Origin of the sequence: Asticcacaulis endophyticus, assembly GCF_014652575.1 — a bacterium.
GTDB classification, from domain to species: domain Bacteria; phylum Pseudomonadota; class Alphaproteobacteria; order Caulobacterales; family Caulobacteraceae; genus Asticcacaulis; species Asticcacaulis endophyticus.
This window is the reverse complement of record NZ_BMZB01000004.1, coordinates 133,022-158,335: the sequence shown is the minus strand read 5'-3', so window position 1 is coordinate 158,335 and position 25,314 is coordinate 133,022. Positions and strand designations below refer to the sequence as shown.

Annotated in this window: 23 protein-coding genes; 14 read left to right on the top strand and 9 right to left on the bottom strand. The window is 56.9% G+C overall.

Annotated features, from left to right (window positions below; translation table 11 throughout):
• Nucleotides 1-3: 3 nt before the first annotated feature.
• From gmk to fabD, 7 genes are all read right to left on the bottom strand, one after another.
• The gene (gene gmk / locus IE102_RS13880) at nucleotides 4-645 is read right to left on the bottom strand and encodes a guanylate kinase (protein WP_189487688.1); all 642 of its coding nucleotides are present in this window, start codon (nucleotides 643-645) and stop codon (nucleotides 4-6) included.
• The gene (locus IE102_RS13875) at nucleotides 635-1,531 is read right to left on the bottom strand and encodes a YicC/YloC family endoribonuclease (RefSeq protein ID WP_189487686.1); all 897 of its coding nucleotides are present in this window, start codon (nucleotides 1,529-1,531) and stop codon (nucleotides 635-637) included. Before IE102_RS13875 ends, gmk begins: the two co-directional genes overlap by 11 nt.
• Before the next feature lie 14 nt (nucleotides 1,532-1,545).
• Nucleotides 1,546-2,604 (bottom strand): endolytic transglycosylase MltG, encoded by a 1,059-nt coding sequence (mltG, locus tag IE102_RS13870; protein WP_189487684.1) that lies wholly within the window; start codon nucleotides 2,602-2,604, stop codon nucleotides 1,546-1,548.
• A gap of 2 nt (nucleotides 2,605-2,606) precedes the next feature.
• Nucleotides 2,607-3,890, bottom strand: coding sequence for a beta-ketoacyl-ACP synthase II (gene fabF / locus IE102_RS13865; protein WP_189487682.1), 1,284 nt, complete (start codon nucleotides 3,888-3,890; stop codon nucleotides 2,607-2,609).
• Between the two features lie 96 nt (nucleotides 3,891-3,986).
• Nucleotides 3,987-4,226 carry an acyl carrier protein gene (locus IE102_RS13860; protein ID WP_189487680.1) on the bottom strand — a complete coding sequence of 80 codons (240 nt, stop codon included), beginning with the start codon at nucleotides 4,224-4,226 and terminating at the stop codon, nucleotides 3,987-3,989.
• Between the two features lie 180 nt (nucleotides 4,227-4,406).
• Entirely contained in the window at nucleotides 4,407-5,147 is a 741-nt protein-coding gene (fabG, locus tag IE102_RS13855) for a 3-oxoacyl-[acyl-carrier-protein] reductase (RefSeq protein ID WP_189487678.1), read from the bottom strand.
• A gap of 18 nt (nucleotides 5,148-5,165) precedes the next feature.
• On the bottom strand, nucleotides 5,166-6,107 hold the full coding sequence (gene fabD, locus IE102_RS13850) for an ACP S-malonyltransferase (RefSeq protein WP_189487676.1): 942 nt from the start codon (nucleotides 6,105-6,107) through the stop codon (nucleotides 5,166-5,168).
• A 147-nt stretch (nucleotides 6,108-6,254) separates the two neighbouring features.
• On the opposite strand from fabD, the gene IE102_RS13845 reads away from it, so the two are divergent.
• The 14 genes from IE102_RS13845 to IE102_RS13780 all read left to right on the top strand — a co-directional run bounded on the left by IE102_RS13845 (nucleotide 6,255) and on the right by IE102_RS13780 (nucleotide 22,142).
• A complete protein-coding gene (locus tag IE102_RS13845) occupies nucleotides 6,255-6,869 on the top strand; it encodes a LysE family translocator (protein ID WP_189487674.1) in 615 nt (204 codons plus the stop codon).
• A gap of 162 nt (nucleotides 6,870-7,031) precedes the next feature.
• A complete protein-coding gene (locus tag IE102_RS13840; protein ID WP_189487672.1) occupies nucleotides 7,032-9,002 on the top strand; it encodes an alpha/beta hydrolase family protein in 1,971 nt (656 codons plus the stop codon).
• A gap of 115 nt (nucleotides 9,003-9,117) precedes the next feature.
• On the top strand, nucleotides 9,118-9,666 hold the full coding sequence (locus IE102_RS13835) for a peroxiredoxin (RefSeq protein WP_189487669.1): 549 nt from the start codon (nucleotides 9,118-9,120) through the stop codon (nucleotides 9,664-9,666).
• 229 nt (nucleotides 9,667-9,895) lie between these two features.
• Nucleotides 9,896-10,276, top strand: a complete 381-nt coding sequence (rpsF, locus tag IE102_RS13830; protein WP_189487667.1) for a 30S ribosomal protein S6 — start codon at nucleotides 9,896-9,898, stop codon at nucleotides 10,274-10,276.
• Nucleotides 10,277-10,289: 13 nt separating this feature from the next.
• Entirely contained in the window at nucleotides 10,290-10,565 is a 276-nt protein-coding gene (gene rpsR, locus IE102_RS13825) for a 30S ribosomal protein S18 (RefSeq protein WP_189487665.1), read from the top strand.
• A gap of 12 nt (nucleotides 10,566-10,577) precedes the next feature.
• The gene (rplI, locus tag IE102_RS13820) at nucleotides 10,578-11,165 is read left to right on the top strand and encodes a 50S ribosomal protein L9 (RefSeq protein ID WP_189487663.1); all 588 of its coding nucleotides are present in this window, start codon (nucleotides 10,578-10,580) and stop codon (nucleotides 11,163-11,165) included.
• Between the two features lie 89 nt (nucleotides 11,166-11,254).
• Nucleotides 11,255-11,896, top strand: coding sequence for a TIGR02466 family protein (locus IE102_RS13815; protein ID WP_189487662.1), 642 nt, complete (start codon nucleotides 11,255-11,257; stop codon nucleotides 11,894-11,896).
• Nucleotides 11,897-12,163: 267 nt separating this feature from the next.
• On the top strand, nucleotides 12,164-14,569 hold the full coding sequence (locus IE102_RS13810) for a TonB-dependent receptor plug domain-containing protein (RefSeq protein ID WP_189487660.1): 2,406 nt from the start codon (nucleotides 12,164-12,166) through the stop codon (nucleotides 14,567-14,569).
• Between the two features lie 179 nt (nucleotides 14,570-14,748).
• On the top strand, nucleotides 14,749-16,257 hold the full coding sequence (locus IE102_RS13805) for a replicative DNA helicase (RefSeq protein ID WP_189487658.1): 1,509 nt from the start codon (nucleotides 14,749-14,751) through the stop codon (nucleotides 16,255-16,257).
• Nucleotides 16,258-16,338: 81 nt separating this feature from the next.
• Nucleotides 16,339-17,709 carry a DNA repair protein RadA gene (gene radA / locus IE102_RS13800; protein ID WP_189487656.1) on the top strand — a complete coding sequence of 457 codons (1,371 nt, stop codon included), beginning with the start codon at nucleotides 16,339-16,341 and terminating at the stop codon, nucleotides 17,707-17,709.
• 107 nt (nucleotides 17,710-17,816) lie between these two features.
• Nucleotides 17,817-18,329, top strand: coding sequence for a CvpA family protein (locus tag IE102_RS13795; RefSeq protein WP_189487655.1), 513 nt, complete (start codon nucleotides 17,817-17,819; stop codon nucleotides 18,327-18,329).
• Nucleotides 18,330-18,455: 126 nt separating this feature from the next.
• Nucleotides 18,456-19,961 (top strand): amidophosphoribosyltransferase, encoded by a 1,506-nt coding sequence (purF, locus tag IE102_RS13790; protein WP_189487653.1) that lies wholly within the window; start codon nucleotides 18,456-18,458, stop codon nucleotides 19,959-19,961.
• Between the two features lie 12 nt (nucleotides 19,962-19,973).
• Nucleotides 19,974-20,717, top strand: a complete 744-nt coding sequence (locus IE102_RS13785; RefSeq protein ID WP_189487651.1) for an SDR family NAD(P)-dependent oxidoreductase — start codon at nucleotides 19,974-19,976, stop codon at nucleotides 20,715-20,717.
• 81 nt (nucleotides 20,718-20,798) lie between these two features.
• Nucleotides 20,799-22,142 (top strand): aminotransferase class III-fold pyridoxal phosphate-dependent enzyme, encoded by a 1,344-nt coding sequence (locus tag IE102_RS13780; RefSeq protein ID WP_189487649.1) that lies wholly within the window; start codon nucleotides 20,799-20,801, stop codon nucleotides 22,140-22,142.
• Between the two features lie 75 nt (nucleotides 22,143-22,217).
• Here the strand turns inward: IE102_RS13780 and der are convergent, their stop codons facing one another.
• Together der and IE102_RS13770 are read right to left on the bottom strand one after the other, a co-directional pair.
• Nucleotides 22,218-23,840 (bottom strand): ribosome biogenesis GTPase Der, encoded by a 1,623-nt coding sequence (der, locus tag IE102_RS13775; protein WP_189487647.1) that lies wholly within the window; start codon nucleotides 23,838-23,840, stop codon nucleotides 22,218-22,220.
• Nucleotides 23,841-23,879: 39 nt separating this feature from the next.
• Nucleotides 23,880-25,280 (bottom strand): outer membrane protein assembly factor BamB family protein, encoded by a 1,401-nt coding sequence (locus IE102_RS13770; protein ID WP_189487645.1) that lies wholly within the window; start codon nucleotides 25,278-25,280, stop codon nucleotides 23,880-23,882.
• Nucleotides 25,281-25,314: the final 34 nt, after the last annotated feature.

The following is a 25,314-nucleotide window of genomic DNA, read 5'->3' as shown; positions in this document are numbered from 1 at the left end:
TTATTAAATAATTTCCCCCATCAACTCATCGACAAACGGTGCAATCCACAAACCGCGCGACCGTCGCGCTGCTTCAGCGTGATAGATGTGGGCTAGTTCAGCATAGGAACGGTCAAAATCATCATTGAGAATGACATAATCATATTCGGCCCAATGGGCGATTTCACCCTTGGCCCGGCTTAGGCGTCGCTCAATTACATCCATGCCGTCCTGAGCCCGCGCGACCAATCGACGCTTAAGCTCAGACATTGACGGTGGCAGGATGAATACCCGCACCACATCGGACGGGGCCTTGACCGAAATGCGCTGCGCCCCTTGCCAGTCGATATCGAACAAAACGTTTTTGCCCTGAGATAACGCCTTTTCGACCGGCTCGCGTGGGGTGCCGTAGCGAAACTCATGCACCGCTGCGGTCTCCAGCAAGGCATCCTGGGCAATCAATTCATCCATCTGGGCATCGCTGATAAAGTGATAATCACGCCCATGCTCCTCCCCCGGACGCGGGGCACGGGTGGTCACCGAAATCGACAAATCCAGATCTTCGTGATCGGCCATCAGGCGGCGACATAGCGACGTCTTACCCGCGCCTGACGGGGCGACGACGATCAGCATAAGGCCACGGCGGATGCGGGGATTATTCAACATTCTGGATTTGCTCACGAAACTGATCAATCGTTGATTTTAAATTCAGACCGATGCTTGTAAGTTCGGTCAGGGTCGATTTGGAGCACAAAGTATTGGCTTCGCGCATAAATTCCTGCGCCAGAAAATCGAGCTTACGGCCCTGTGAGGTTTCCGCCCCCAACAAGGCATGGGCCGCCTCGATATGGGCCCGCAGACGATCCAGTTCTTCGGTCACATCAGCCTTAACGCCCAGCACCGCCGCTTCCTGCAGGATGCGATCCTGAAACTCAGCCGTATCGCCCATGATCTCCGTCAGGCGGCGCTCAAAGCGTTCGCGGATGTGCGTCAACTGTTGTCCGGCGAGCGCCTCGGCATCATGGCGCGCAATGGTTAGGGTTTCCAGATGGTGGTTGAGGATGTGCAACAGCGCCTCGCCCTCATGGCCACGCGCGGCTTTAAGGTCTTCAAGTACACTATTCAGATCGTCAATCAGACTGGCTTCAAACGCCCGTCCCTCATCAACCGTATCGTCGTCCGCCGCCGTTTCCAACACCCCGCGCAGCGACAATAATCCATCCCAGCGCGGCGGCTTAACGCGGCCGCTTTTGATCAACTCATCGCCAGCGCGCAGATAAAAATCAATCATGGATTCATTGATCGTCACCGCAGCTCTGGGGGCATCCGTGCTGATTTGAAAATTCACCGCAATCTGCCCGCGCTGAAACTTGACCTTGCACAGCTCTTTGGCCAGCCGATCCAGATGCTCATAGCCTGCCGGATAGCGGCATTTGACATCAAGGCTGCGGCCATTGACGGAGCGCACCTCAATCGTCCAGCGCGTTTCACCCAAATCATCGCTATGACGGCCATCGCGTCTGGCAAAGCCAGTCATGCTATAAAGCGCCATGCGCAAATTCCTTTTTAGTTGGCTTTGCTGCTCAGGGCCGTGACGGCAGAATCGCGCGGCTGGTTCTCGATCTTGCGCCAGTTGGCGACATTGACCAGATGCTGATCATAGGTTTCGGCAAAAACATGACCACCCGTGCCATCAGCGACAAAGAATATATCATTGGTCTGGGCCGGATTGAGCACAGCCTTAATGGACGCCTTACCAGGATTAGCAATTGGCGTGATCGGCAGGCGCGAAATCAGATAGGTGTTCCACGGTGTCGCCGTATCCAATTCTGACCGGCGCAGGCCCCGCCCCAGCGGTTCACCTTTGGAGACACCGTAAACCACAGTCGGATCGGACTCCAGCCGCATACCCTTGCGCAGACGGTTGACGAACACGGCCGCGACCCGCGGGCGCTCCTCAGCAATACCAGTTTCTTTTTCGACCACAGACGCCAGTATCAGCGCTTCTTCGGGTGTATTGATCGGCAGACCCGGCTTACGTTTGGCCCACAGATCGTTCAAAGTCTTGCGGCCCGCGTCCAGCATCCGGTCAAGCACAGCCTGACGGGTCTCACCGGGCTCATACTGATAGGTCTCCGGCAGCACCGAACCTTCGGGTGGGATGTCGACATCGCCCTTTAACGCCTCAACCGCCATAAGAATCCGCACGGCCTGAGCCGAGGTGCGGCCTTCGGGGATGGTGACGAAGTGCTGCACGACCTTGCCGTCCTGGATCTGTTTCAGAACGCTGAACAAGGGCTGGCGGCTATCAAATTCATAGGTGCCGGCGCGCATGGCATTATCACGGCCGCTGACCTTGGCGGCCAGACGAAATGCGGTTTCAGAGCGGATAACGCCCGCACTTTTAAGGGTTTTGGCAATGGCGATAACGCCCATGCCCTGCTTGAGCGACACCGAGGTCACCTCAGCATTGTCCCGCGCCACCGGCCCCGGGCCAAACGCCTGAGCATAGACGCCCAGCAGCACGGCCAGAAACAGCAGAAACAATCCCGACAACAGGCCCGCAACCGGCGCAATCAAACGCTTGGCTTTTCGCGGTTTGGCCGGCCTGCCTTTTTTCGTCATGGTTAGTCGACCTTACCCAATATGAGCGCGGCGTTAGTGCCCCCGAATCCGAAGGAGTTTGACATAACCTTATCGATCTTCATAGGCTTGGCCTTATTGGGCACCAGATCGATGGGGGTTTCAACATCCGGATTGTCGAGGTTGATGGTCGGCGGGGCAATCTGATCGCGTATGGCCAGTGCGCAGAACGCGGCCTCAACGGCGCCAGCCGCGCCCAAGAGGTGGCCGATAGCGGATTTGGTCGACGACACCGTGCCGGTGGCTGCACGTTCGCCCAGGAATTTCTCGATGGCTTTCAACTCAATGCCATCAGCCATAGTCGAGGTGCCGTGCGAATTGACATAGTCGATCTCAGTCGCTGAGATGCCCGCATCTTTGAGCGCCAAGCTCATAGCACGAAAACCGCCATCACCATCTTCGGACGGGGCGGTGATGTGATAGGCGTCGCCCGACAGGCCATAGCCCAATACTTCGGCATAGATCTTGGCGCCGCGCGCCTTGGCATGTTCATATTCTTCGAGCACCAGAATACCCGCGCCCTCACCCATGACAAAGCCATCGCGGTCTTTGTCATAAGGGCGAGAGGCCTTTTCCGGTGCATCATTAAAGGCGGTACACAGGGCGCGGCAGGCAATAAAGCCTGCAATACCTACCGGCACAATGGCCGATTCAGCCCCACCAGCGACCATGACATCAGCGTCGCCGTATTTGATCAGGCGGGCCGCATCACCAATCGCGTGGGCTCCGGTCGCACAGGCGGTCACGACCGAATGGTTAGGCCCTTTCAGGCCGTGCCGGATCGACACCTGCCCCGACGCCAGATTGATAAGGGATGACGGAATAAAGAAGGGCGAAATACGCTTGGGGCCTTTTTCCTTAAGCTCAAGCGCAGTGGCGGCGATAACGCCCAGACCGCCAATGCCGGAGCCGATCATCACGCCGGTGCGCACCTGATCCTCTTCGGATTCGGGGTGCCAGTTGGCATCGCTCAGCGCTTCATCGGCGGCGGCAATCGCGTACAGGATAAAATCGTCAACCTTGCGGCGCTCTTTATTGGACAGGACTTTCGAGGCATCAAACGAGCCTTCGATGTCCGGGCCACCACCACCGCGACCATCTACGGTCGGGATTTCACAGGCGACGGTGCAGGCATAGTCGGTCGTATCGAAGGCGGTGATCGGGCCTGCGCCGGACTTGCCTTCCAGCAGACGCTTCCACGAAATTTCGGTCCCATGCCCCAGCGGGGTCAACAGACCAACGCCAGTAATCACGACGCGACGAGCCATATGCGTATCCTTAGAACTTTGGGCAAAGCCATGCCCGATAGACATGACGCGGCCCTGCACCCAAGCAGAGCCGCGCCCTATTTCACCTTAACAGGATTAAGCGGAAAGCTTTTCCTGAATATAGTTCACCGCATCACCGACCGTGAGGATGTGCTCAGCGGAATCGTCGGGAATTTCGATGTCGAACTCTTCTTCGAAAGCCATAACCAGCTCGACGATGTCGAGGCTGTCGGCTTCCAGATCGTCGATAAAGCTCGCCTTATCCGTGACCTTGTCCGGATCGGCATCCAGATGGTCGATTACGATCTTACGAACACGTTCAAGAACTTCAGACATTTTAGGCCCTCTAGAGGTTTAAAAACTTGGCCGCGAGGGCCGCTTAAGAAACTTAACTAAGATTCTAGGCGTTTGCTTGTAGCCATACAGGTGTAAGGATTCAAGCGAATTTAACTGCGCTGCGTAACACACTATTTTACGACACAAAAGCTTTTGATAAAACGAGTGGCTAAACGCCGCTTAAATCATCGCCATACCGCCGTTGACGTGAAGGGTCTGGCCGGTGACATAACCCGCCTCAACGCTCGCCAGATAAACGCAGGCTGCGGCGATATCGCTGCCCTCCCCCAGCTTTCCGGCGGGTATCTTGGTCAGAATGGCATCGCGCTGCGCGTCATTGAGCACATCGGTCATCGGAGAAGCGATAAAGCCAGGGGCGACCGTATTGACGGTGATATTGCGTGACGCCACTTCCTGAGCCAAGGCCTTGGAAAAGCCGATCATACCGGCCTTAGAGGCGGCATAGTTGGCCTGACCTGGGTTGCCAGTCACGCCCACGACCGAAGCAATGCCGATGATGCGGCCAAAACGGCGCTTCATCATGCCCTTCATGGCCGAACGCGACAGGCGGAAATAGGCTTCTAAGTTGACCTTTATAACCGTTTCCCAGTCTTCATCCTTCATGCGCATCAACAGGCCATCGCGCGTCAGACCGGCATTGGAAACCAGAATATCGACCGGCGAGCCGGCAGCCGCTTCGGCCTTGGCCATCAGGCCATCGACTTCGGCAGAATCAGACAGATTACACGCCGCCACAAAGGCGCGCTCGCCCAGTTTAGACGCCAGTTCCTGCAAAACGGCTTCGCGGGTGCCGGACAGCACCACATTAGCGCCTTGGCTATGCAGGGCACGCGCTATCGAGGCCCCAAGGCCACCCGTGGCGCCGGTCACCAGAGCGGTTTTGTTAGACAGATCAAACATTCGGTTCCTCACAAATTCTCAGAGCGAAGCCGCAAAGGCTTCAAAATCGGCCGCGTTATTAAGCGCTAAGGCGGTCGCATCGGGGGCAATCCGCTTGATCATGCCGGTCAAAACCTTACCCGCGCCCAGTTCCGCAAATTGCGTCACCGCCCCCTCACCCGACAGCCACTGCACGCTTTCGCGCCAGCGGACACGGCCCGTCACCTGCTCAACCAGAAGCGGGGCGATCTGCGCCACATCGCTGACCGGGCGGGCGCTGACATTGGCGACCAGAGTCGATTTCGGTTGCAAAATCGTGACCTTGCCAAGGGCTACCTGCATCTCATCGGCGGCCGGCTGCATCAGTGGACAATGGAACGGTGCCGATACATTGAGCAGCATCGCCTTGGCGCCCAGTTCCTTGGCTTTTTCAATAGCCAGTTCAACGGCCGCCTTGGCGCCGGAAATCACAATCTGACCGGCATTGTTGTCATTGGCGACGACCACCACGCCCGCCGACGATCCGGCCTGACAGGCGGCTTCGGCCAGTTCAAGATCAGCCTTACCGATCAGGGCGGCCATAGCCCCGACGCCAACCGGCACGGCCCGCTGCATAGCCTGACCGCGCAGCTTCAACAGACGGGCTGTGTCGGTCAGGCTAAAGGCCTCTGCCGCCGCCAGTGCCGAATATTCCCCCAAAGAATGCCCCGCCACGAACGCGGCCTTTGCGATATCCACCCCGAAATCAGCCTTCAGAACGCGTACAACCGCCATAGAGACGGCCATCAGGGCGGGCTGGGCATTCTCCGTCAGGGTCAGGTCGCTTTCCGGCCCTTCGCGCATCAATTGGGACAGCTTTTGCCCCAAAGCGTCATCGACCTCAGCGAAAACCTCACGCGCGGCCTGAAAATTATCGGCAAGATCTGATCCCATGCCGACAGTCTGGCTGCCCTGACCGGGAAATACAAAGGCAAGTGTCATGAATAATAAGGCCCCGTTTAGAGTCTGTTTGAGGGGCCTTGGGTTAGGTCAAATAAACGGACGGAGCAAGCAAAAAGGCAAACCCGCACATCAGCTTCCCCCAACCGCCGTTTCGGGGCATGGTGCCGTACCAGACGGATACGACCGATGATTAACCTCTTAGCCTTTGCTTTCACCGCCCTTTTAATTGAACTGACCCCAGGGCCGAACATGGGCTATATTGCTATAACCGCCCTGTCGCGCGGGCGGGCCGCCGGGTTTGCATTGATCTTTGGCATCGCTCTGGGTCTGTTGCTAGCGGGCCTGTTGGCGGCGACGGGACTTGCGGTGTTTATCCAGTCGAACGACACCGCGTATCAGATACTACGCTGGGCCGGCGTTTTTTATCTGTTGTGGCTGGCATGGGACGGATGGCGCTCAGCGAATGAGACCTCGCCCCATATTACCGATACCAAATCCACGGGAACAACCTATTTCCGGCGTGGCCTGATCACCAACCTGCTGAACCCCAAGGCCGCCGTCTTCTATATAGCGACCCTGCCCCAGTTTATTGATCCCGGCCGCGAAACCTTGCCGCAAAGCCTCACCCTGACACTGATCTATGTGGCCATCGCCACAGTCATCCATGCCGTCATCGTCATCACCGGCACACAGGCCGGATCGTTCCTCGCCAATGAGGCCCGTATGGTAAAAATCCGGCGCGTCCTGTCAGGCCTGCTGGCGGTGACCGCCATCTGGCTGGCTGTCTCAACCCATCACTAGCCGGTTTGACCGGCCCAGCTCACACTCAACGCACGGTGACAAAACACCCTATTTCCACTTGATGCGACCTTTAAGGATATGTATATGTTTACATGGATAATTTAAAACTTACGCCAACATTTCAGTTTAAGTTCAAGGCGTTCGGGTTGGGGGATATGCATAATGATGTCATACTTAAAAACGCTGACCGCATCCGCGGTTACGCTGTGCATGGCGGTGGCCGTATCGGCGCAAACCCCAAACGCAAACCCAGATAACAAGCTCGGCGCGCCCCCGCCCCTGAGCGCGTTTGGCAAGCTGCCGGACATTGAAAACGTCGCCTTATCGCCCAATGGCGAGCGTGTCGCCCTTATCAAGGATCATGGCGGCGAGCGCGCTATCTTCGATTACGATCTGACGACGGGCAAATCAGCCGGGCTGATCATGGAAAAATCGAAGCTGCGCAACCTGTTCTGGGGCGATGATGACCGGATCGTACTGATTACCTCAACCACCGCCAATATTCGCGCCTTTCAAGGTGATCGCAACGAATATGCGCAAGGCTACATTCTGGATGTCCATGCCGGTAAGCGTTTCCTCATGTATCAGGATATGGAGCTTTTCTCTCCGATCGTTATGGGCAACTTCAATCGCATCAAGAGCGATAAAGGCTACCGGGTCACCGCTTCCAACGTCAAGCTTGATGTCGATGGCTTCCGCAGCCTTTACGGTTTTTCCTTAACCACCGGCAAAGGCTTCAGGATTGACGAAGACCCGCACGGCATTAGGAACTGGGTACTGACACCCGACGGAGAGTTGATTGCCCGCTCAGAGTTCGACTGGGACAGCAAGGTATGGACCCTGCGCTATCGCCAGAACAAGCGATGGAGTGTCATATTCACCCAGAAGGAAGCTATTGATTACCCCTCGCTCGTAGGACTCGGTCGCGACGGTAAATCCTTGCTGGTTTATATGGATTCCGGCCCCAAGGCTGGCGATTATTACGAAGTCAGCCCTGAAGGCGTTTTCAGTGAAGCGCTGGAGATCGACGGCAATAGCCGCTCGGCCATATTCCATCCTCAGACTCAGGTCTTGGCCGGATTTGCCAATTACGGCGAAGGGGGCACGACCTATAGTTTTTATGACCCGGTTATGGCCAAACTACCGAAGCTGATCGATAAAGCGATGGCCGGTTACACCATCAAGAACATTGTCGGATATGCAGATAACCCGTTAAAAGTGATCATCTATGGCGAAGGCAAGGACGATCCCGGTACTTACTATTTTATCGACTTTGCGACCGGTAAGTTCAAGATTGTCGGCGAAACTCGGCCACAAGTCCCCAGCGAATGGGTCGCTGAACAAAAGCTGATAAAATACAAAGCCGCTGACGGGCTCGAAATCTCCGCCCTCATCACCCTGCCGCCAGGCCGGGATGCGCAAGACCTGCCATTGATCGTCCTGCCGCACGGCGGGCCGCAAAGTCACGATACGTTTGGCTTCGACTGGATGGGACAGGCCCTGGCCTCCCGCGGCTATGTGGTGCTGCAACCTAATTTCCGCGGCTCCAGTGGATACGGCGAAGACTTTACTAAAGCCGGACACGGGCAATGGGGCCGCAAGATGCAGACTGATTTGTCGGACGGTGTGCGCCATCTGGCTAAGGAAGGCCTGATCGACCCGAAGCGCACCTGCATCATGGGTGCCTCCTATGGAGGGTATGCCTCTCTGGCCGGAGCGGCCATCGATACCGGCGTCTATAGATGCGCGGCCGCGATTGCCGGCGTTTCCGACCTTACGGCCATGGTAAAGTGGGAAATCATGGAAAATGGCATGGATAAGAACGCCTCCACGGTTCTGTACTGGAAGCGTTTCATGGGCGATGAAAGCGGCTGGGATGCAGTCTCCCCCGCCCAGCAGGCCGCAAAGGTAACCATCCCCGTTCTTCTGATCCACGGTAAAGACGATGATGTCGTACCGGTCGACCAAAGCTACCGCATGCGCGACGCCCTGCAAAAGGCAGGAAAGCCGGTGGAATATATAGCCCTCAAGGCCGAAGATCACTGGCTGTCAAAGGAGCCAACGCGTGTTCAGACGCTGGAAAGCGTTGTGACCTTCCTCGAAACACATAATCCCCCCTATCAGAAAGACTGAATATCTGGAGAATATGTAACTTCGGAGTCGTCCAAAACGTATTTAAGACGTATCAGTAACTAAAAGCCGTTAGCGGTACGTGTAGCGGTACGTGCAAAATCCGGAGGAAAGCCCCATGTCACTATCCAGAACTACATTCGTGTGTGCGGCCCTGGCCACATCCCTGTCTCTGGCTGTTGCCGCATCCCCCGCCCTTGCCGCGCTTAAGGCGGGCGATAAGGCCCCGGACTTCAAGCTGGCCACGGCCACCGACGGCAAGACGGGCGCCTTTTCGCTCAAGGACAGCCTGAAAAAGGGCCCCGTCGTCGTTTATTTCTATCCCAAGGCTTTCACGGGGGTCTGCTCACTTGAGGCCCGCACCTTTGCCGACAATATGCCAAAGTTTAAGGCTCTGAATGTCACGGTTATTGGTGTTTCCACCGATACGATCCAGAAAGTCACCGAATTTTCCAAGGCCGACTGCCAGGGCAAGTTCCCGGTTGCCGCAGACACTGACGCCAAGGTCGCCAAGGCCTATGATGCCAAGATGGCTGCCGTGAACATGGCCGCGCGGGTATCCTATCTGATCACACCGGATAATAAGATTTACGCCACCCACGAAGCCGGTGACGGCGTATCACACCCGATGAAGATGCTGGAAGCCGCTCAGAAACTGAAAAAATAAAAGGTTGTTTTAAGTCAGGTTCGCCGCAAAGGCGGCGGCGGGAGCTTGCCCTTGCCAAACTCAAAATTTGAGTTTGGAGGTTTTACCTTGCCAAACCGAGCCTTATGCAGTAAAGCCCGCGCTCCCTGAGAGGTGGTCATAAGCCGTATGCGGCTATGAACCGTCGCGAGGGGCGGAACCTTCCGTCCGCCCTGCGTGCCACCTCTCGCCCCTACGGAAGAGGATAGATATGGCCTATTACGAACATGTCGTCATGGCACGACAAGATATTTCGCCTCAGCAGGCGGAAGCTCTCAACGACACCCTGAAAGCTTTGATCGAAGAAGGTGGCGGTTCCGTCGCTAAGATCGAATACTGGGGTCTTCGCAACCTGACCTACCGCGTCAAGAAGAACCGCAAAGCGCACTACTCGCTGCTGGCGATCGACGCACCGGCGCCTGCCGTCAAGGAAATGGAACGTCAGTTGTCGATCAACGAAGACGTCATCCGCTACCTGACCATTCGCGTCGAGGAACTTGACCTCGAACTGTCGCCCGTCCTGTCCCGTCGTGACCGTCCGGAACGCCCTGAGCGTTCTGACCGCGCCCCGGCCGGCGAATTCGCAGAATAAGGGAGCTTGACAGATGTCTGATGATACCAACCCAACTATCGGCACGCCCGTCGGCAACGCTCCGGCCCGCCGTCCGTTCTTCCGCCGCCGCAAGGTTTGCCCGTTCTCGGGTGAAAACGCGCCGAAGATCGACTATAAGGACGTTAAGCTGATGCAACGCTATATCTCTGAGCGTGGCAAGATCGTCCCTTCGCGTATCACCGCGGTATCGCAAAAGAAGCAACGTGAACTGGCCAAGGCCATCAAGCGCGCCCGCTTCCTTGCCCTGCTGCCCTACGTTGTGAAGTAAGGAGCGCCCCACATGAAAGTAGTTCTGCTGGAACGCGTTGAAAACCTTGGCCATATCGGTGACGTTGTCGCCGTTAAGGACGGTTTTGCCCGTAACTTCCTCCTCCCCCGCCACAAGGCCCTGCGCGCCACGTCTGCCAACCTGAAGGTCTTTGAGGCCCAAAAGGAACAGATCGTTGCCCGTAACACCGCTGCCAAGGCCGCCGCTGAGAAGCAAGGCTCTGAGCTTGATGGTTCGCAATACATCCTGATCCGTCAGGCTGGCGAAACCGGTCAGCTTTACGGTTCGGTCACCGCCCGCGACGTGGCTGATGCCATCGCTGAGAACGGCGGCAAGGTCGAGCGTAGCCAAATCAGCCTGGATACCCCGATCAAGACTCTGGGCGTTCATGCGATCAAGGTGCGCCTGCACTCCGAAGTGTCGATCACCATCACCGTCAATATTGCGCGTTCGGCTGATGAAGCTGAGCGTCAGGCGGCTGGCGAAAACGTCATTACGTCGCAATTCGAAGAAGACCGTCTGGCTGATGAAGCCGCTGCGGCCGACATGATCGAAGGCGGTGCCGGTCAGGCTGGTGCCGACGCCGATTACGACGCCTAAGTCTTAGTTTAAGACGTACTAAATTACCCCTGAAGCCTTGCGGTTTCAGGGGTTTTTTATATTCTGCGGCTCTACAGGGAAAACAAAATATGCGCGAACTTCCAGCCGCCGCCACCTTGACGCCGCTCTTCGTCACCGAAGTCTATCGTACCGAATTGGGTGGCACCGGGCTTGACAGCCTGATCGTGCAACTGGACAAAGTCTGCGAGAAAATGGCGAGCCAGGACGCCGAAGGTAAGGGCTGGGCAGACCGGCAGGGTTATATCGGCTACACCTCGTATGGCTCCATAGATGACCTTGTGGCTTTTGATCCGGCATTTGCCGACCTGAAATCCGTTCTGAATGTCCAGATGCTGGCCGTCGCCAAGATGCTGGAGATGGATTTGCGCGGTGGTACGCTTGAACTTACCAATATGTGGGTCAACCGACTGGCACCGGGCGGTGCCCATACCGGCCATATTCACCCCCACAGCGTTTTTTCCGGCACGCTCTATATCAATGTCCCGAATGGCTCCGGTGCCTTGCAGTTCGAAGACCCCAGACTGGGCTTCATGATGCACGCGCCGATGCGCACCGCCAATGCCCGCCCCCATCGTCAGATCAGCGTTCCGATCGCCCCTCAACGCGGCACATTGCTAATCTGGGAAAGCTGGCTGCGTCATGAAGTGGCAACCAATCGGGCCGCAACACATCGCACATCGATTAGCTTCAATTATGACTTAAAGACCTGAAGCACATCACGCGTATCCGTTACCCATTTGTCACAATTTCCTATCTTTTTAGTTTTATATTAGCGCTGCAAAATCAAACCCATGCGCAAATCGCACTCATAACAAATTGAAAATAATCATATTTTAAAAATCGCTTGCACCCCGATTAGAAATTCTAATCTGTGATCACAAAACAATTACACATACAGGGCTCTTTAAATCGGCCTATGACCGCACACCTTAAGGCCATCTTATCATCACGTTTTTTCCACATTTGGAGCCTCCCCCATGTCCAAATCATTCATTGCCTCCACCGCCCTTGTGCTCTCCCTGACCGCGTTTACCGCCACGGCCCAGGACGTCGCCACGGCTGATGAGGCCGTCACCGAAGTGGTCGTCACCGGCTCGCGCGCCGCCCCACGGTCGCGCCTCAATACCCTTGCCCCGGTCGATGTCATCAAAAGCGACAGCCTGAACCGTCAGGGCTCAACCGAACTGGCACAGGCCCTGTCTACCCTGGCCCCCGCCCTGACCTTCCCGCGCCCGTCAGCCACCGACGGCACGGATAATGTCCGTCCGGCCACGCTGCGCGGTTTGTCGCCGGATCAGACTCTGGTGCTGGTCAATGGTAAGCGTCGCCACACCTCGGCTCTGGTCAACATCAATGGTTCCGTCGGGCGCGGCTCCGCAGCCGTGGATCTGAATACCATTCCGACCTCAGCGCTGGGCACGATTGAGATCCTACGTGACGGGGCCTCGGCACAGTACGGCTCGGACGCCATTGCCGGGGTTGTCAATCTTCGTCTGCGCGAAGCCCGCGACGGTGGCAATGTCACGGCCAGCTTCGGCCAGTATTACACTGAGGTTGAAACCGCCCGCCAAAGCCGCGATGCCCGCGACGGCCAGACCTATGTGGTCAGCGGCTGGAAAGGCCTGCCGCTGGGCGAAGACGGCTTCCTGACCGTCTCCGGCGAACTGAAAAAGCGCCGCCCGACCAGCCGTGGCGATAACGATCCGCGCGTCACACCGGCCTCGGTCACCTCACGCTACGGCGACCCGGCAGTTGAGGACGCGACCCTGTTTGCGAACGCGGGCCTGCCGCTCGACAACGGTTTCGAGCTTTACGGCAATGCCGGTTATCAAAAGCGCGAATCGGAAAGTGCCGCCTTCTTCCGCCCGAACAACGGCACCGGCGTTTACGCACCGGCCGCCGCCGCTGCCAATATCGCCTCAATCTATCCCAACGGCTTCCTGCCCCTGATCGGCGTCGATACTCAGGACTATTCGGCCACCGGCGGCATCCGTGGTAACTGGGGCGATTGGGCGACCGACCTCAGCCTGACCTATGGCCGCAATGAGCTGGATTATACCACGTCCAACAGCGTCAACGCCTCATACGGCACTAACTCCAAGCGCAGCTTTAATGACGGCGGCCTGGCCTATGATCAGATCGTTCTGAACGGATCGATCGCTAAGCCCTTCGACGTCAATGGCCTGCACGGCCCGCTCAATCTGGCGCTCGGCATCGAAGCCCGCCACGAAAGCTTTGAAATCAAAGCCGGCGAAGAACAATCCTATGCCCGCGGCCCGATCACGGCAGCCCCACTCGGCGCACAGGGTTTCGGTGGGTTCCTGCCTGCCAACGCAGTTGATGTTAATCGCGACAGCATCGGGGCCTATATCGACCTCGAAGCCGAGGTGACCGAAAAGCTGACCGTAAGCGGTGCGGCCCGTGCCGAGAAATACTCCGATTTCGGATCGAACCTTTCCGGTAAATTATCGGCCCGTTATGCCCTGAATGATATCTTTGCAGTGCGCGGATCGGTCTCTACCGGCTTCCGCGCCCCATCGTTACAACAGCAGTACTTCACGGCAACCTCAACCAACTTCACCGGCGGCGTGCCGTTTGAAACCGGCACCTTCCCGGCCACCAGCGCGGTCGCCCGCGCCCTTGGGGCCTCAGACCTTAAGGCTGAAACCTCGACCAACTATGCTTTGGGTTTTGTCGCTAAACGCGGGCCGTTTGAACTGACCGTCGATGGCTATCAGATCGAAATTCAGGACCGTATTGCCCTCACCGAAAACCTCGGTGGCCGTGCCGATATCACAGCGCTTTTGGCACCTTATAATGTCACTCAGGCCCGCTTCTTCACCAACGGCCTTGATACCACCACGACCGGCATTGATCTGGTGGCCGCCTATCGCCTGAGCACCGAAAGCTATGGCCGCTATGACTTTACCTTCAGCGCCACCAGCGCCAACACGACCATCGATAAACTGCCGACCAATGGTACACTGACGGCGCTTACCCCGCCGCCGGTACTGTTGAACCGCATCCGCCAGTATATCATCACCAACGGCACACCGGAAAATCGCGCCAGCTTAGGCCTTGACTGGACCGGCGGTGCCTGGGGTGTGACCGCGCGTGCCAACTATTATGGCGACGCCTATGAGCCTGCGGCCACGCCTGCTGACGACATCACGACGGGCAATAAGACGATCCTTGACCTCGAAGGGCGCTACACCTTTGCGGAAAAAACCACGGTGACACTGGGGGTCAATAACCTGCTCGATACCTATCCGACAGCCACACCAGCCTATCTGAACTCGACCGGCACGCTGGGCTTTACGCGCTTCTCACCGTTCGGCTTTAATGGCCGCTATGTCTATGCGCGAGTCAGCCATAACTTCTAAGCGTCTTTGACAAAGACTTTATACGGCGTCAGACTTAGCTCTGACGCCGTTTTTTGTTTGAAGCGATTCGCAAAACAGACAGCGTTTATCCCCATTACTAACAGGCTGTGGAAAGTCGCCCGGTGGATGGGGTATTTTTGACCTTAAAAGTTAACACCACCCCCAGTTAGATGCGTACCATGTCTTCAGATATTTTAGCTCTCGCTTTCCCGCCGATCGATCAGACCGCCGATACTGTCGGCGCGATCTCGACCATGCCGCACAACCTTGACGCCGAACAGGCGCTGCTGGGGTGTCTGATGTTCGATAACGGGGCCTATGAGCGGCTCTATGACGGCCTACAAGGTCGGCATTTCTATGAGCCGTTTCATGCTAAACTGTTTGGGATAATCGAAGACAATATCCGTGTCGGGCATCTGGCCGATCCCCTTGTTTTAGTTGATAAATTTAAAAACGATCAGGCCTTTCAGGATCTGGGCGGCATCCGCTATCTGGCTGATCTGGTCGATCGTGCCCCGCCCGCCGCCAATGCCTCAGATTATGCACGCATCATCTATGATCTGGCCCTGCGCCGTGATCTGATCCGTCTGGGCGGTGAAATCGCCAAGGCCGCCATCGACGAACAAAATGCCCGCGATCAGATCGAAGCCGCCGAAGCCCGCCTCTATGACATGGCTGAAAAAGGCACCTCTTCGACCGGCTTTAAAACCTTTGGTGAAGCGGTCTCCGGTGCACTGGAACATGCCGAAGAAGCCTTCCACCGTGACGGCGGCCTGTCGGGGATATCCACAGGCCTCATTGATATGGATAAGAAAATCGGCGGCCTGCACAAATCCGACCTGATTATTCTGGCGGGTCGTCCGTCGATGGGTAAGACGGCGCTGGCCACCAACATCGCCATGAACGTCGCCAAAAAATACCGCATGGAAATGCAGCCCGACGGGGAGCGCAAAACCGTCGATGGCGGGGTCGTGGCCTTTTATTCGCTCGAAATGTCGGCGGATCAGTTGGCGACCCGTCTTCTGGCCGATGCGTCGGGCGTATCCGGCGACCGCCTGCGTAAGGGGGAAATTGACGCCTCTGAATTCGCGCGCCTCAAAGACGCAGCCATGGATATCGCGTCTTTTCCGCTCTATATCGATGATACCGGCGGTATTTCTCTGGCCAAACTGACGGCGCGTGCCCGTCGACTGAAACGCACGGCGGGCCTTGACTGCCTGATCGTCGACTACCTTCAGCTTGTGACCCTCGGTGAGACCGGGGCGACCATGAACCGCGTGCAGGAAGTCTCGACCATCACCATGGGCCTGAAGTCCCTTGCCAAGGAACTGCAAATCCCGGTCATCGCCCTGTCACAGCTCTCGCGTCAGGTCGAAAGCCGCGACGATAAGCGCCCCATGCTGTCCGACCTGCGTGAATCCGGCTCGATCGAGCAGGACGCCGACATGGTCATGTTCGTGTACCGCGAAAGCTATTATTTGGGCCGCTCTGAACCCAAGGAAGGCACGCCGGAACATCTGACCTGGCAGGAGGAAATGGACCGTACCCGCGGTACCGCCGAAGTCATTCTGGCCAAACAGCGTCACGGCCCGATCGGCACGGTAAGGCTGGCGTTCGATGAAAACGTCACCCGCTTTGGCAATCTGGCGCCCGAACGCTATAACGACTTCCGAGAAATTCAGGAATAGACTTGTTCTTTTTTTGTTCTTTTTTCTGGCCATTAAATTCAGATCGCGCTAGGCTTACCCAAAATCAACTAAGGGTGACTCGTGGCGAAAGATCAGGCGGTATTTATATGTCAATCATGCGGTTCGGTGCATTCCAAATGGAATGGCCAATGCACCGGTTGCGGCCTGTGGAATACGCTGGTTCAGGAAAGCTTTTCGACGCCGCCCGGCGGGTTAAAGCCGGAAACCTCACCGTCGAAAATCTCAAGACTTACAAAGCTTAATTTCCAAACGCTTGAAGCCGAAGATAAGACCCCGCCGCGTATGGAAACCGGCATCGCTGAGTTCGACCGCGTCTGTGGCGGCGGGATTGTGCCAGGATCAGCCATATTGCTGGCCGGTGACCCAGGGGTCGGCAAATCGACCCTGCTGCTGCAGGTTACCGCTCAGGCGGCAGTTGGGGGTTTACGCGTTGCCTATATTTCCGGTGAAGAATCAGCCGAACAGATCCGAGGCCGTGCCGCGCGGATGGGGCTATCGAAAGCCCCCGTCGAATTGGCGGCGGAAACGTCGCTGCGTACCATTCTGGATGCACTCAAACGTGAAAAGTTCGATCTGGTTATCATAGATTCCATTCAGACCCTGTGGAGCGATGCTATTGACGCTGCCCAAGGATCGGTCTCGCAGGTACGCGCCTGTGCCGGGGAACTGGTGCGGTTAGCGAAAAAGCAGAACATTGCCATGATCTTAGTCGGCCATGTTACCAAAGAAGGTCAGGTTGCGGGCCCGCGCGTGGTTGAGCATATGGTTGATGCGGTTTTGTCGTTTGAGGGCGAACGCGGCTATCCGTTCCGAATCTTACGCGGCTCCAAAAACCGCTTTGGCGCCACTGATGAGATCGGCGTGTTTGAAATGGGCGATATCGGTCTGCGCGAAGTCCCCAACCCGTCAGCGCTATTCCTGACATCGGGCGAACGCACGGCAGGCTCAGCGGTCTTTGCGGGGATCGAAGGTACGCGTCCGGTGCTGGTAGAATTTCAGGCACTGGTGGCCCCATCGGCCTACGGCACCCCGCGCCGGGCTGTGGTCGGCTGGGATTCCGGTCGATTGGCCATGCTGCTGGCGGTGCTTGAATCCCGCTGCGGCGTCGGTTTTGGCCAGAAAGACGTTTATCTCAATGTCGCCGGTGGCCTGAAAATCAATGAACCTGCCGCCGATCTGGCCGCCGCTATGGCCCTGATGTCGTCCCTGCTGGATGTCGCCTTGCCCAAGGACTGCGTTGTGTTTGGTGAAATCAGTCTGTCGGGGGATATCAGATCTGTATCGCGCATGGATTCGCGCCTGAAAGAAGCGCTGAAACTCGGCTTTGGCTCGGCCATCGCCCCCAAGGCGGCGGCCGACAATGCCCCGTTCGAGGTCAAATCTTACGACTATCTGCTGGAGGCCATCAAAGGACTGGAGACCACAGACTAAGACGCTTATTGACCTCTGGCGCACCGGTTAAGGTTAATGTATGGTGCCGCCAGAAATACACATCCGGCCATTTCTGCGGGGGCCCTCTTAGCTGAGGGAAAATGACCATGACCTTGTATGACCTGATCTTTCTGGGCGTCTTGCTGTTTTCCGTTATTGTCGGCCTGATGCGCGGGGGTACGCGCGAACTGGTCACGCTGGTGTCGTTCATCGCCTCATTTCTGATTGCGATCTGGATCATGCCGTGGCTGAAAGACGTATTTAATCTTAAGAACATGACCGCCTTCATCGCGTTCGGCATCATCTTCGTGATTATATATCTCAGCATCCGCATGTTCGGGAACAACCTGTCGGAAAAGATGCATAAACAAAAGGCGCTGGATTATGTTGACCGCGCCTTGGGCTTTGGCTTCGGAATCCTCCGTGCACTGGTGTTTTTAGGTGTATTCCATTTGCTTTTTGCCGCCATCTTCCCTATTGGGAGCCGTGCAGAATGGTTCACCGAGGCCAAGGTTTATCCCTTGGGCGTTACGGCCGCCAAAACCCTGCAAGCCGTGGCCCCAAAATTGGCGGTGTTTGCGGATCAGGTGGCGCCATCTGTGGAAGATTCGACTAGCTGACGCCTCTTTAAGTTCAGGGCGCGCCAACTATATATGGGCAAGGTTTAACGACTAAACCCATCGTAAATCATAAGGTCTTATAGTGATGTCTGGCCTTTTCGCGTAACCTTAATGCAGAGCCCCCATATGCGCCCCACCGGTCCGAAGCACACTTATCATGAAGTTGATAATTGGGTGGAACGCGATCCAGACGATGACACGCCGCGCCTTGAGTGCGGCGTTTTTGGTATCTACGGCATGGAAGACGCCAGTGCGGTGACCGTGCTGGGGCTGCACGCCCTGCAACACCGCGGTCAGGAAGCCTGCGGCATCGCCTCCTGCGACGGTAAGCGCTTTTACACCGAACGCTCCCACGGTCTGGTTGGTGATGTGTTCACCGGCCCGGATCTGACCCAGCGCCTTCAGGGTAACGCCGCCATCGGCCACACCCGCTATTCGACCGCGGGCGGCGCCTTTATCCGCAACGTCCAGCCGATGTTTGCCGATCTCGACACCGGCGGCATTGCTATTGCCCATAACGGCAATCTGACCAACTTCATGCACCTGCGCACCAAACTGGTCGCGGGCGGCTCCATTTTCCAGTCGACTTCCGACTCTGAGGTTATTCTGCATCTGATCGCCCGTTCACGCGGCATCAAGATCATGGACCGCTTCATCGAGACCATGAGTCATATCGAAGGCGGATTTGCGCTGGTGGCGCTGACACGGACGATGATGATCGGCGCGCGCGATCCGCTCGGCATCCGTCCACTGGTGATCGGCCGCCTCGGTAATGCCTATGTACTGGCGTCAGAAACCTGCGCGCTCGATATGATCGGGGCCACCTTCGTGCGCGATGTCGAACACGGCGAAGTCGTGCAAATCGACCAGGACGGCCTGAAATCTTTTAAGCCGTTTGAACGCAAAGCCGCCCGTCCGTGCCTGTTTGAATATGTTTATTTTGCCCGCCCCGACTCGGTTGTGAACGGCAAATCCATCTACGAAGTGCGTAAGGCCATGGGCCGGCAACTGGCGATCGAACATGCCGCCGATGCCGATATTATTGTGCCTGTGCCCGATTCCGGCGTGCCCGCCGCGCTTGGGTTTGCCGAGCAGTCCGGCCTGCCGTTTGAATTGGGCATCATCCGCAATCACTATGTTGGCCGTACCTTTATCCAGCCGACCCAGAACATCCGCGATCTGGGCGTTCGTAAAAAGCACTCCCCCAACAGGGTTGTGCTGGAAGGTAAGCGCGTCATCCTGATCGACGACTCGATCGTGCGCGGCACCACTTCGGTCAAAATTGTGCGCATGGTTCGTGCCGCTGGCGCTAAGGAAGTCCACCTGCGCTCGGCCTCCCCGCCGATCATGTGGCCTGACTATTACGGTATCGACATGCCGGATCGTGATAAGCTGATGGCCGCGACCCACACGATGGAAGAGATGCGCAAGAAGCTGGAGTGCGATTCACTTGGCTTCCTGTCGGTCGATGGTCTCTACAAGGCAATGGGGCACAATGGCCGCAACCCCGACACACCGCAATATACCGACCACTATTTCACCGGCGATTATCCGACCCGTCTGACCGATAAGGAAGACGCTGTGAATGAAAAAGAAGGCAACGGCCAGTTGTCGCTTCTGGTCAACGTCTAGGAAAATCAAAAAATGCAGACGTCCCCTGTCGGCCCTCAGCACGGGCGCGTGGCCCTTGTCACGGGCGCTTCACGCGGCATTGGCCGTGCCAGTGCGCTGGGTCTGGCCAAGGCAGGCGCGCACGTCATCGCCTGCGCCCGCACTCAGGGCGCGCTTGAGGAACTTGACGACGAGATTTTTCAGGCCACCGGTCAGCATGCGACCCTGATCCCGTTTGATCTGATTGACGGGGCCGCCTTAACCCGACTGTCGAACGCCCTGGCGCAACGCTTTGCTAAGATTGATGTCTTTGTCCATGCGGCGGCGACTCTGGGCACACTTAGTCCCGTTTCGCACTATGAGCCCAAAGACTTCAGCCGCCTGATAGCACTTAATCTGGGGGCGACACACCGGCTGATCGGGGCGCTGGAACCGATGATGCGTTTGTCCGAAGCGGCACGCGGCATATTCTTCACCTCCGGCGTGGCCACCAAACCGCGCGCCTTCTGGGGGCCTTATGCGGCCTCGAAGGCCGCGCTTGAGGCGCTGGTGCGCACCTGGGCCGATGAGTTAGAGATCACCAATATTCGCCCGGCCATCGTCAACCCCGGTGCTATGCGCACGCGTATGCGCGCCGAGGCCTATCCAGGCGAAGACCCAAACACCCTGCCCGCACCGGAAGAAATTGTGCCGTTGATTCTGGAACTGGCTGACCCGGCTAAAGTGCCGACGCTGGATACGATCCATTTCCGTGAATGGGCGCAAATTAAGCACTAAACCGCAATCAATTTGTCATAAATTGCCATCATTTTGTAAATTTTTATTTTCAAAATGATTTTTTCGGCGCACATTTGGGATATGAGCACCTATCCTAAACCCGCCAGTGCGGCCATGCTTGATGAGCTGGGTCGCTACGTCATCGCCGAACCCTTTCCGTTTTGCGTCGATATCAAGGCCTCACGCGGGCTTAAGCTTGCGACCGTCGATGGCGGCACGATCACCGACTGGAGCGGGCTCTACGGATCACGTCTGCTCGGTTATAATCATCCCCGCCTTTATGAGCCGGAATATGTCGCTGACCTTGTGGCCGCGGCCAATAATAAGATGGCGAACCCTGACTTTCTGACGCCGGAGTGTTTGAGTTATTACCGCCTGCTACACCGGCTGCACCCGATCTGCATGGAGGGCGAACGCGTCGAGGTATATGCCGTGAACTCCGGCGCTGAAGCCGTTGAAAACATGATGAAATACTTCATCAACCTGCACCAAAAAAAGAAGAGTGCCAAAGGGGTTCACCGCTTTATTTATTTCGAGCAGGCCTTTCACGGTCGCACGGTTTACGCGCTCAATATCACCAATCTCAGCCACGATCCGGTGGCCACGCGCGACTATCGCGGCATCATTCCTGGCAATCTTCAGGTGCCCTTTCCGGAATATGATGAACGCCGCAGCGAAGACGAAAACCTGAAAATCGCCGAAGACTGCCTCGCCAACCTCGAATATCTGATGCAGGCATACGGCGATGACATTGCGGGCGTCATCATGGAGCCGCTGCAAGGTGCGGGCGGACATCGCATGGCCCTGCCCTATTTTTATCGTGAACTGTCGCGTCTGTGTCAGCGTTACGACATCTGCTGGGGGCTGGACGAAGTGCAAACCGCCGGTGGCCAGACCGGCACCGTATTTGCCATCGATCAGTTCGATGTCCCCTATCCGCCCCAAGCCATTGCGGTGGCTAAAAAATTCGGCAATGGCGCGGTCTACATGCTCAATCCGATGGATGATATTGGCGTCCTCGATTCGACCTGGGGCGGCAGCCTGACCGACATGGTCCGCTTTGTTCAGGAATGGAAAATCGTTGAGGACGAAGGGTTGCTGGCTGCTGTGCCCGCCAAAACCGAGTATCTCATCGCGGGCCTACAGGGGCTGGTCGCGCAGTATCCTCGCCTGATCGGCAATGTGCGCGGCCTTGGCCTTTATCAGGGTTTTAGCCTGTGCACCCCCGCCCACAAAGGCCAACTGGTCGATATGGCGCTTGAGCAGGAAGACCTGCTGCTGCTGGGCGCCGGCACGGATTCCATTCGCCTGCGCCCACCGCTTGATGTCACCCTGGCTGATATGGATCAGTTGATCGGGACGTTAGAGCAACTTCTGATCCGCCTCAGCCAGGCGGTCACGACTGAGGCGGCCGTCAGAGTATAGAGCGTTTTCCCATCAAATGAGATCATTTGATGGATCAGAAAGAGCGACAACACAAAAATTTAGAGCAAATTTGCTCTAGCGCTTACCCCGTCCGGCGGGTTTGCCTGAACGCCCCCCCGGACCTGCGGCCCCCGGCTTGGTGCTGGGGCCTGCCGCCTTGGCCTTAAAGGTTTTCAGCTTGGCGGCTTCGGTGCGCGGCTTGGCTTTTACCTTGGGGGCCACGATGGTGCCCTTGGGCTTTTGCTTGACGCGGTTGGGGTGTGCGGGTTTCTCGCCCGGTTTTTTCACCTTAGACTTGGCGCGCGCCCGTGCCGGACCGCTGGTGCCGGTCGCACCACTGCTGTCGTCATAGGGGTTGACGCTGGAATTGGCCTTAACCGTCAGTCGAATGGGCACACCCGGCATATCAAAAGATTCGCGCAAACTATTGATAAGATAGCGCTGATAGTGCGCGGGCATGGCATAGGCGCGTGAGGCAAACAAAACAAAGGTCGGCGGGCGGCCTTTGGTTTGGGCCATATATTTCGGGCGGATGCGCTTGCCGTCGACGGCGGGGGGCGGATGCCTCTGAATCGCCAAAGCCAGCCAGTCATTAAGGTCGCGCGTCTTTACCTTGGCCGACCAGTTGCGATAGGTCTTAAGGATGGTCGGCATCAACCGCTCGATCCCGCGTCCTGTTGCCCCCGACAGGGCGACAATCTGCGTGCCTTTAAGCTGCGGCAGGATGCGGTCGGACTCGTCCATGATCTCTTTGAGCTTGGCCTGCGGCTCCTCGACCGTATCCCACTTGGAGATGACGTAAATCAGGGCGCGGCCTTCGCGTTCCACAAGATCGGCAATCTGCAAATCCTGAGTTTCAAAGGCGTTGGCGTGATCCATGACCAGCACCACGACCTCGGCAAAGGTAATGGCGCGGATGGTGTCGGCGGTCGACAGCTTCTCCAGCTTTTCCTGCACGCGGGCTTTGCGACGCAGACCGGCGGTATCGACCAGACGGATCTGGCGGCCTTCATATTCCCAGTCGACCGAAATCGAATCGCGGGTAATCCCGGCCTCCGGCCCGGTCAGTAGGCGATCTTCGCCCAGCATTTTATTGATCAGGGTCGATTTACCGGCATTAGGTCGGCCAATGATGGCGATGCGGATCGGTTTGGTCTCATCATCTTCACCGTCGTCATCGCCCTCGACGTGATCGCCCTCGATAAGCTGGCGGTATTTCTCGATCGACTCATAAAGGTCGGAAATGCCCTCGCCGTGCTCAGCCGACAGGTGCAGGGGCTCGCCAAAGCCCAGCGAATAGGCCTCTTCGGCCAGAGCCTGCGCCCCGTGGCCTTCGGCCTTATTGGCGATCAACAGCACGGGCACATCGCGGTGGCGCAACAGGTCTGCGAAAATCTTATCGAGCGGCAAAACCCCGTCGCGGGCATCGACCATGAACAGGGCAACATCGGCTTCGTCCAGCGCCTTTTCGGTCTGCTGGCGCATACGCGATTCTAAGGATTCATCGTCGGCATATTCAAAGCCGGCCGTATCAATCAGCATCAGGTCGATATCGCCGATGCGGCCGGTGGCATAGCGGCGGTCACGGGTAACCCCCGGCTGATCGTCAACGATCGCCAGTTTCTTGCCCGCCAAACGGTTAAACAGGGTGGATTTGCCGACGTTCGGACGTCCGACAATAGCAATTTTAAGTGTCATGGCCCGTCTTTACAGACAGACGGGCCTAAATGCCAGTATTTACTGTATCGCGACTAGCTTGGCATCATTGGTGACAACGAACAACTTATCGCCGACCGGGATCGGCGCGATGAAGGCCGCGCCTTCGATCTTAAGCTCTTCGGTTTTCTTGCCGGTTTTGGGATCAAACGCCACAGCCTTACCTTCAGAATTGACCAGTATCAGACGCCCGGACGCCAAAATAGGCCCGGTCCAAACGGTGCGAATACCGATTTTCTTTTCTTTACCCAGACCAAAGAAGCTTTTCTTGGTCTTGGGTTCGCCTTCATTGAGGTCGGCCAGCCAGTACACCTGACCGGAATCGCGGTTGACAGCCATCAGTTCACCCTGAACGGTCGCCAGATAAACCACATCACCGGCGGGCAAAGGCGTGTTTATGCTGTCGGCATTGACGGTCCAGCGTGGCTGACCAGTTTTAAGATCCATGGCGGCAAACACGCCCGAATGGGAGGCCGCGAACACTTCGTTGCGATAGATCACCGGATGACCGGAAATATCGCGGATTTCAGATAGAGCGTTGGTGCGGCTGGTACGGGCCAGAACCTGCTGCCACACCGGACTGCCGGTATTGGTGTCCAGCGCAATCAATTCCCCCGACGAAAACGGGGCATAGAGCACATTGCCACCGATCACCGGAGAGGACGATTTCAGAATACGGGCGGGTTCCACAATGGCCTGATAGGTCCACATTGGATCGCCAGTTGTGACATCGAACGCCATCAACTGGTTGTCGACATCGGTCACAAACACATATTTGGCATTATAGATAGGGGCGGCATGCGCGGGCGAATCCAGCGTCTTTTCCCACTCGCGCGCGCCTGTCTGGGCATTCAGGGCGACCACCAGACGATAGCCGGACGTCACAAACAGCTTATCGCCATTCAGGGCCAGACCACCGCCAAAGGCGTCTTTATCGCGCTTGATGTCAGGGTTAAGGTTCTGCTCCCATACCCGCTCACCGGAATTGACGTCAAAGGCGCTGACGTGGGCATTGCCGTCCATGACATAGATCAGCTTACCGTCAGATACCGGCGGCGCCAGAACCTGCGACAGGCCCTTGGACTTTTCACCGATCGATTTCGTCCACGCGACTTTGAAATCTTTAGCGGCATCGACATGGTCAATTTCAACACCATCCGGGCCACCGGCCTTGGGCCACGAGGCCACCGTCTTAGGCTCAGGCACGTAAAAATCAATGCCCGCCAGACTTTCCGACGGTGCCATCTTCTGATCGAAGGCAACGATAGAAATCCGCTCACCCTGTGTCGCCACAGCTTCGGGGCCTTCGTCACCCTTTTTGAGGGGATTAAGGCGGCTGATCGTCGAGCAGCCGGAAAGTCCCACGGCCAAGGCCAAAGCCATAACGCTGGCGGTCTTTATGTAAGCCTTAGAGTGCATCATTGGGGTTTCCGTCTCGGATGTATCTGGAGTTTAT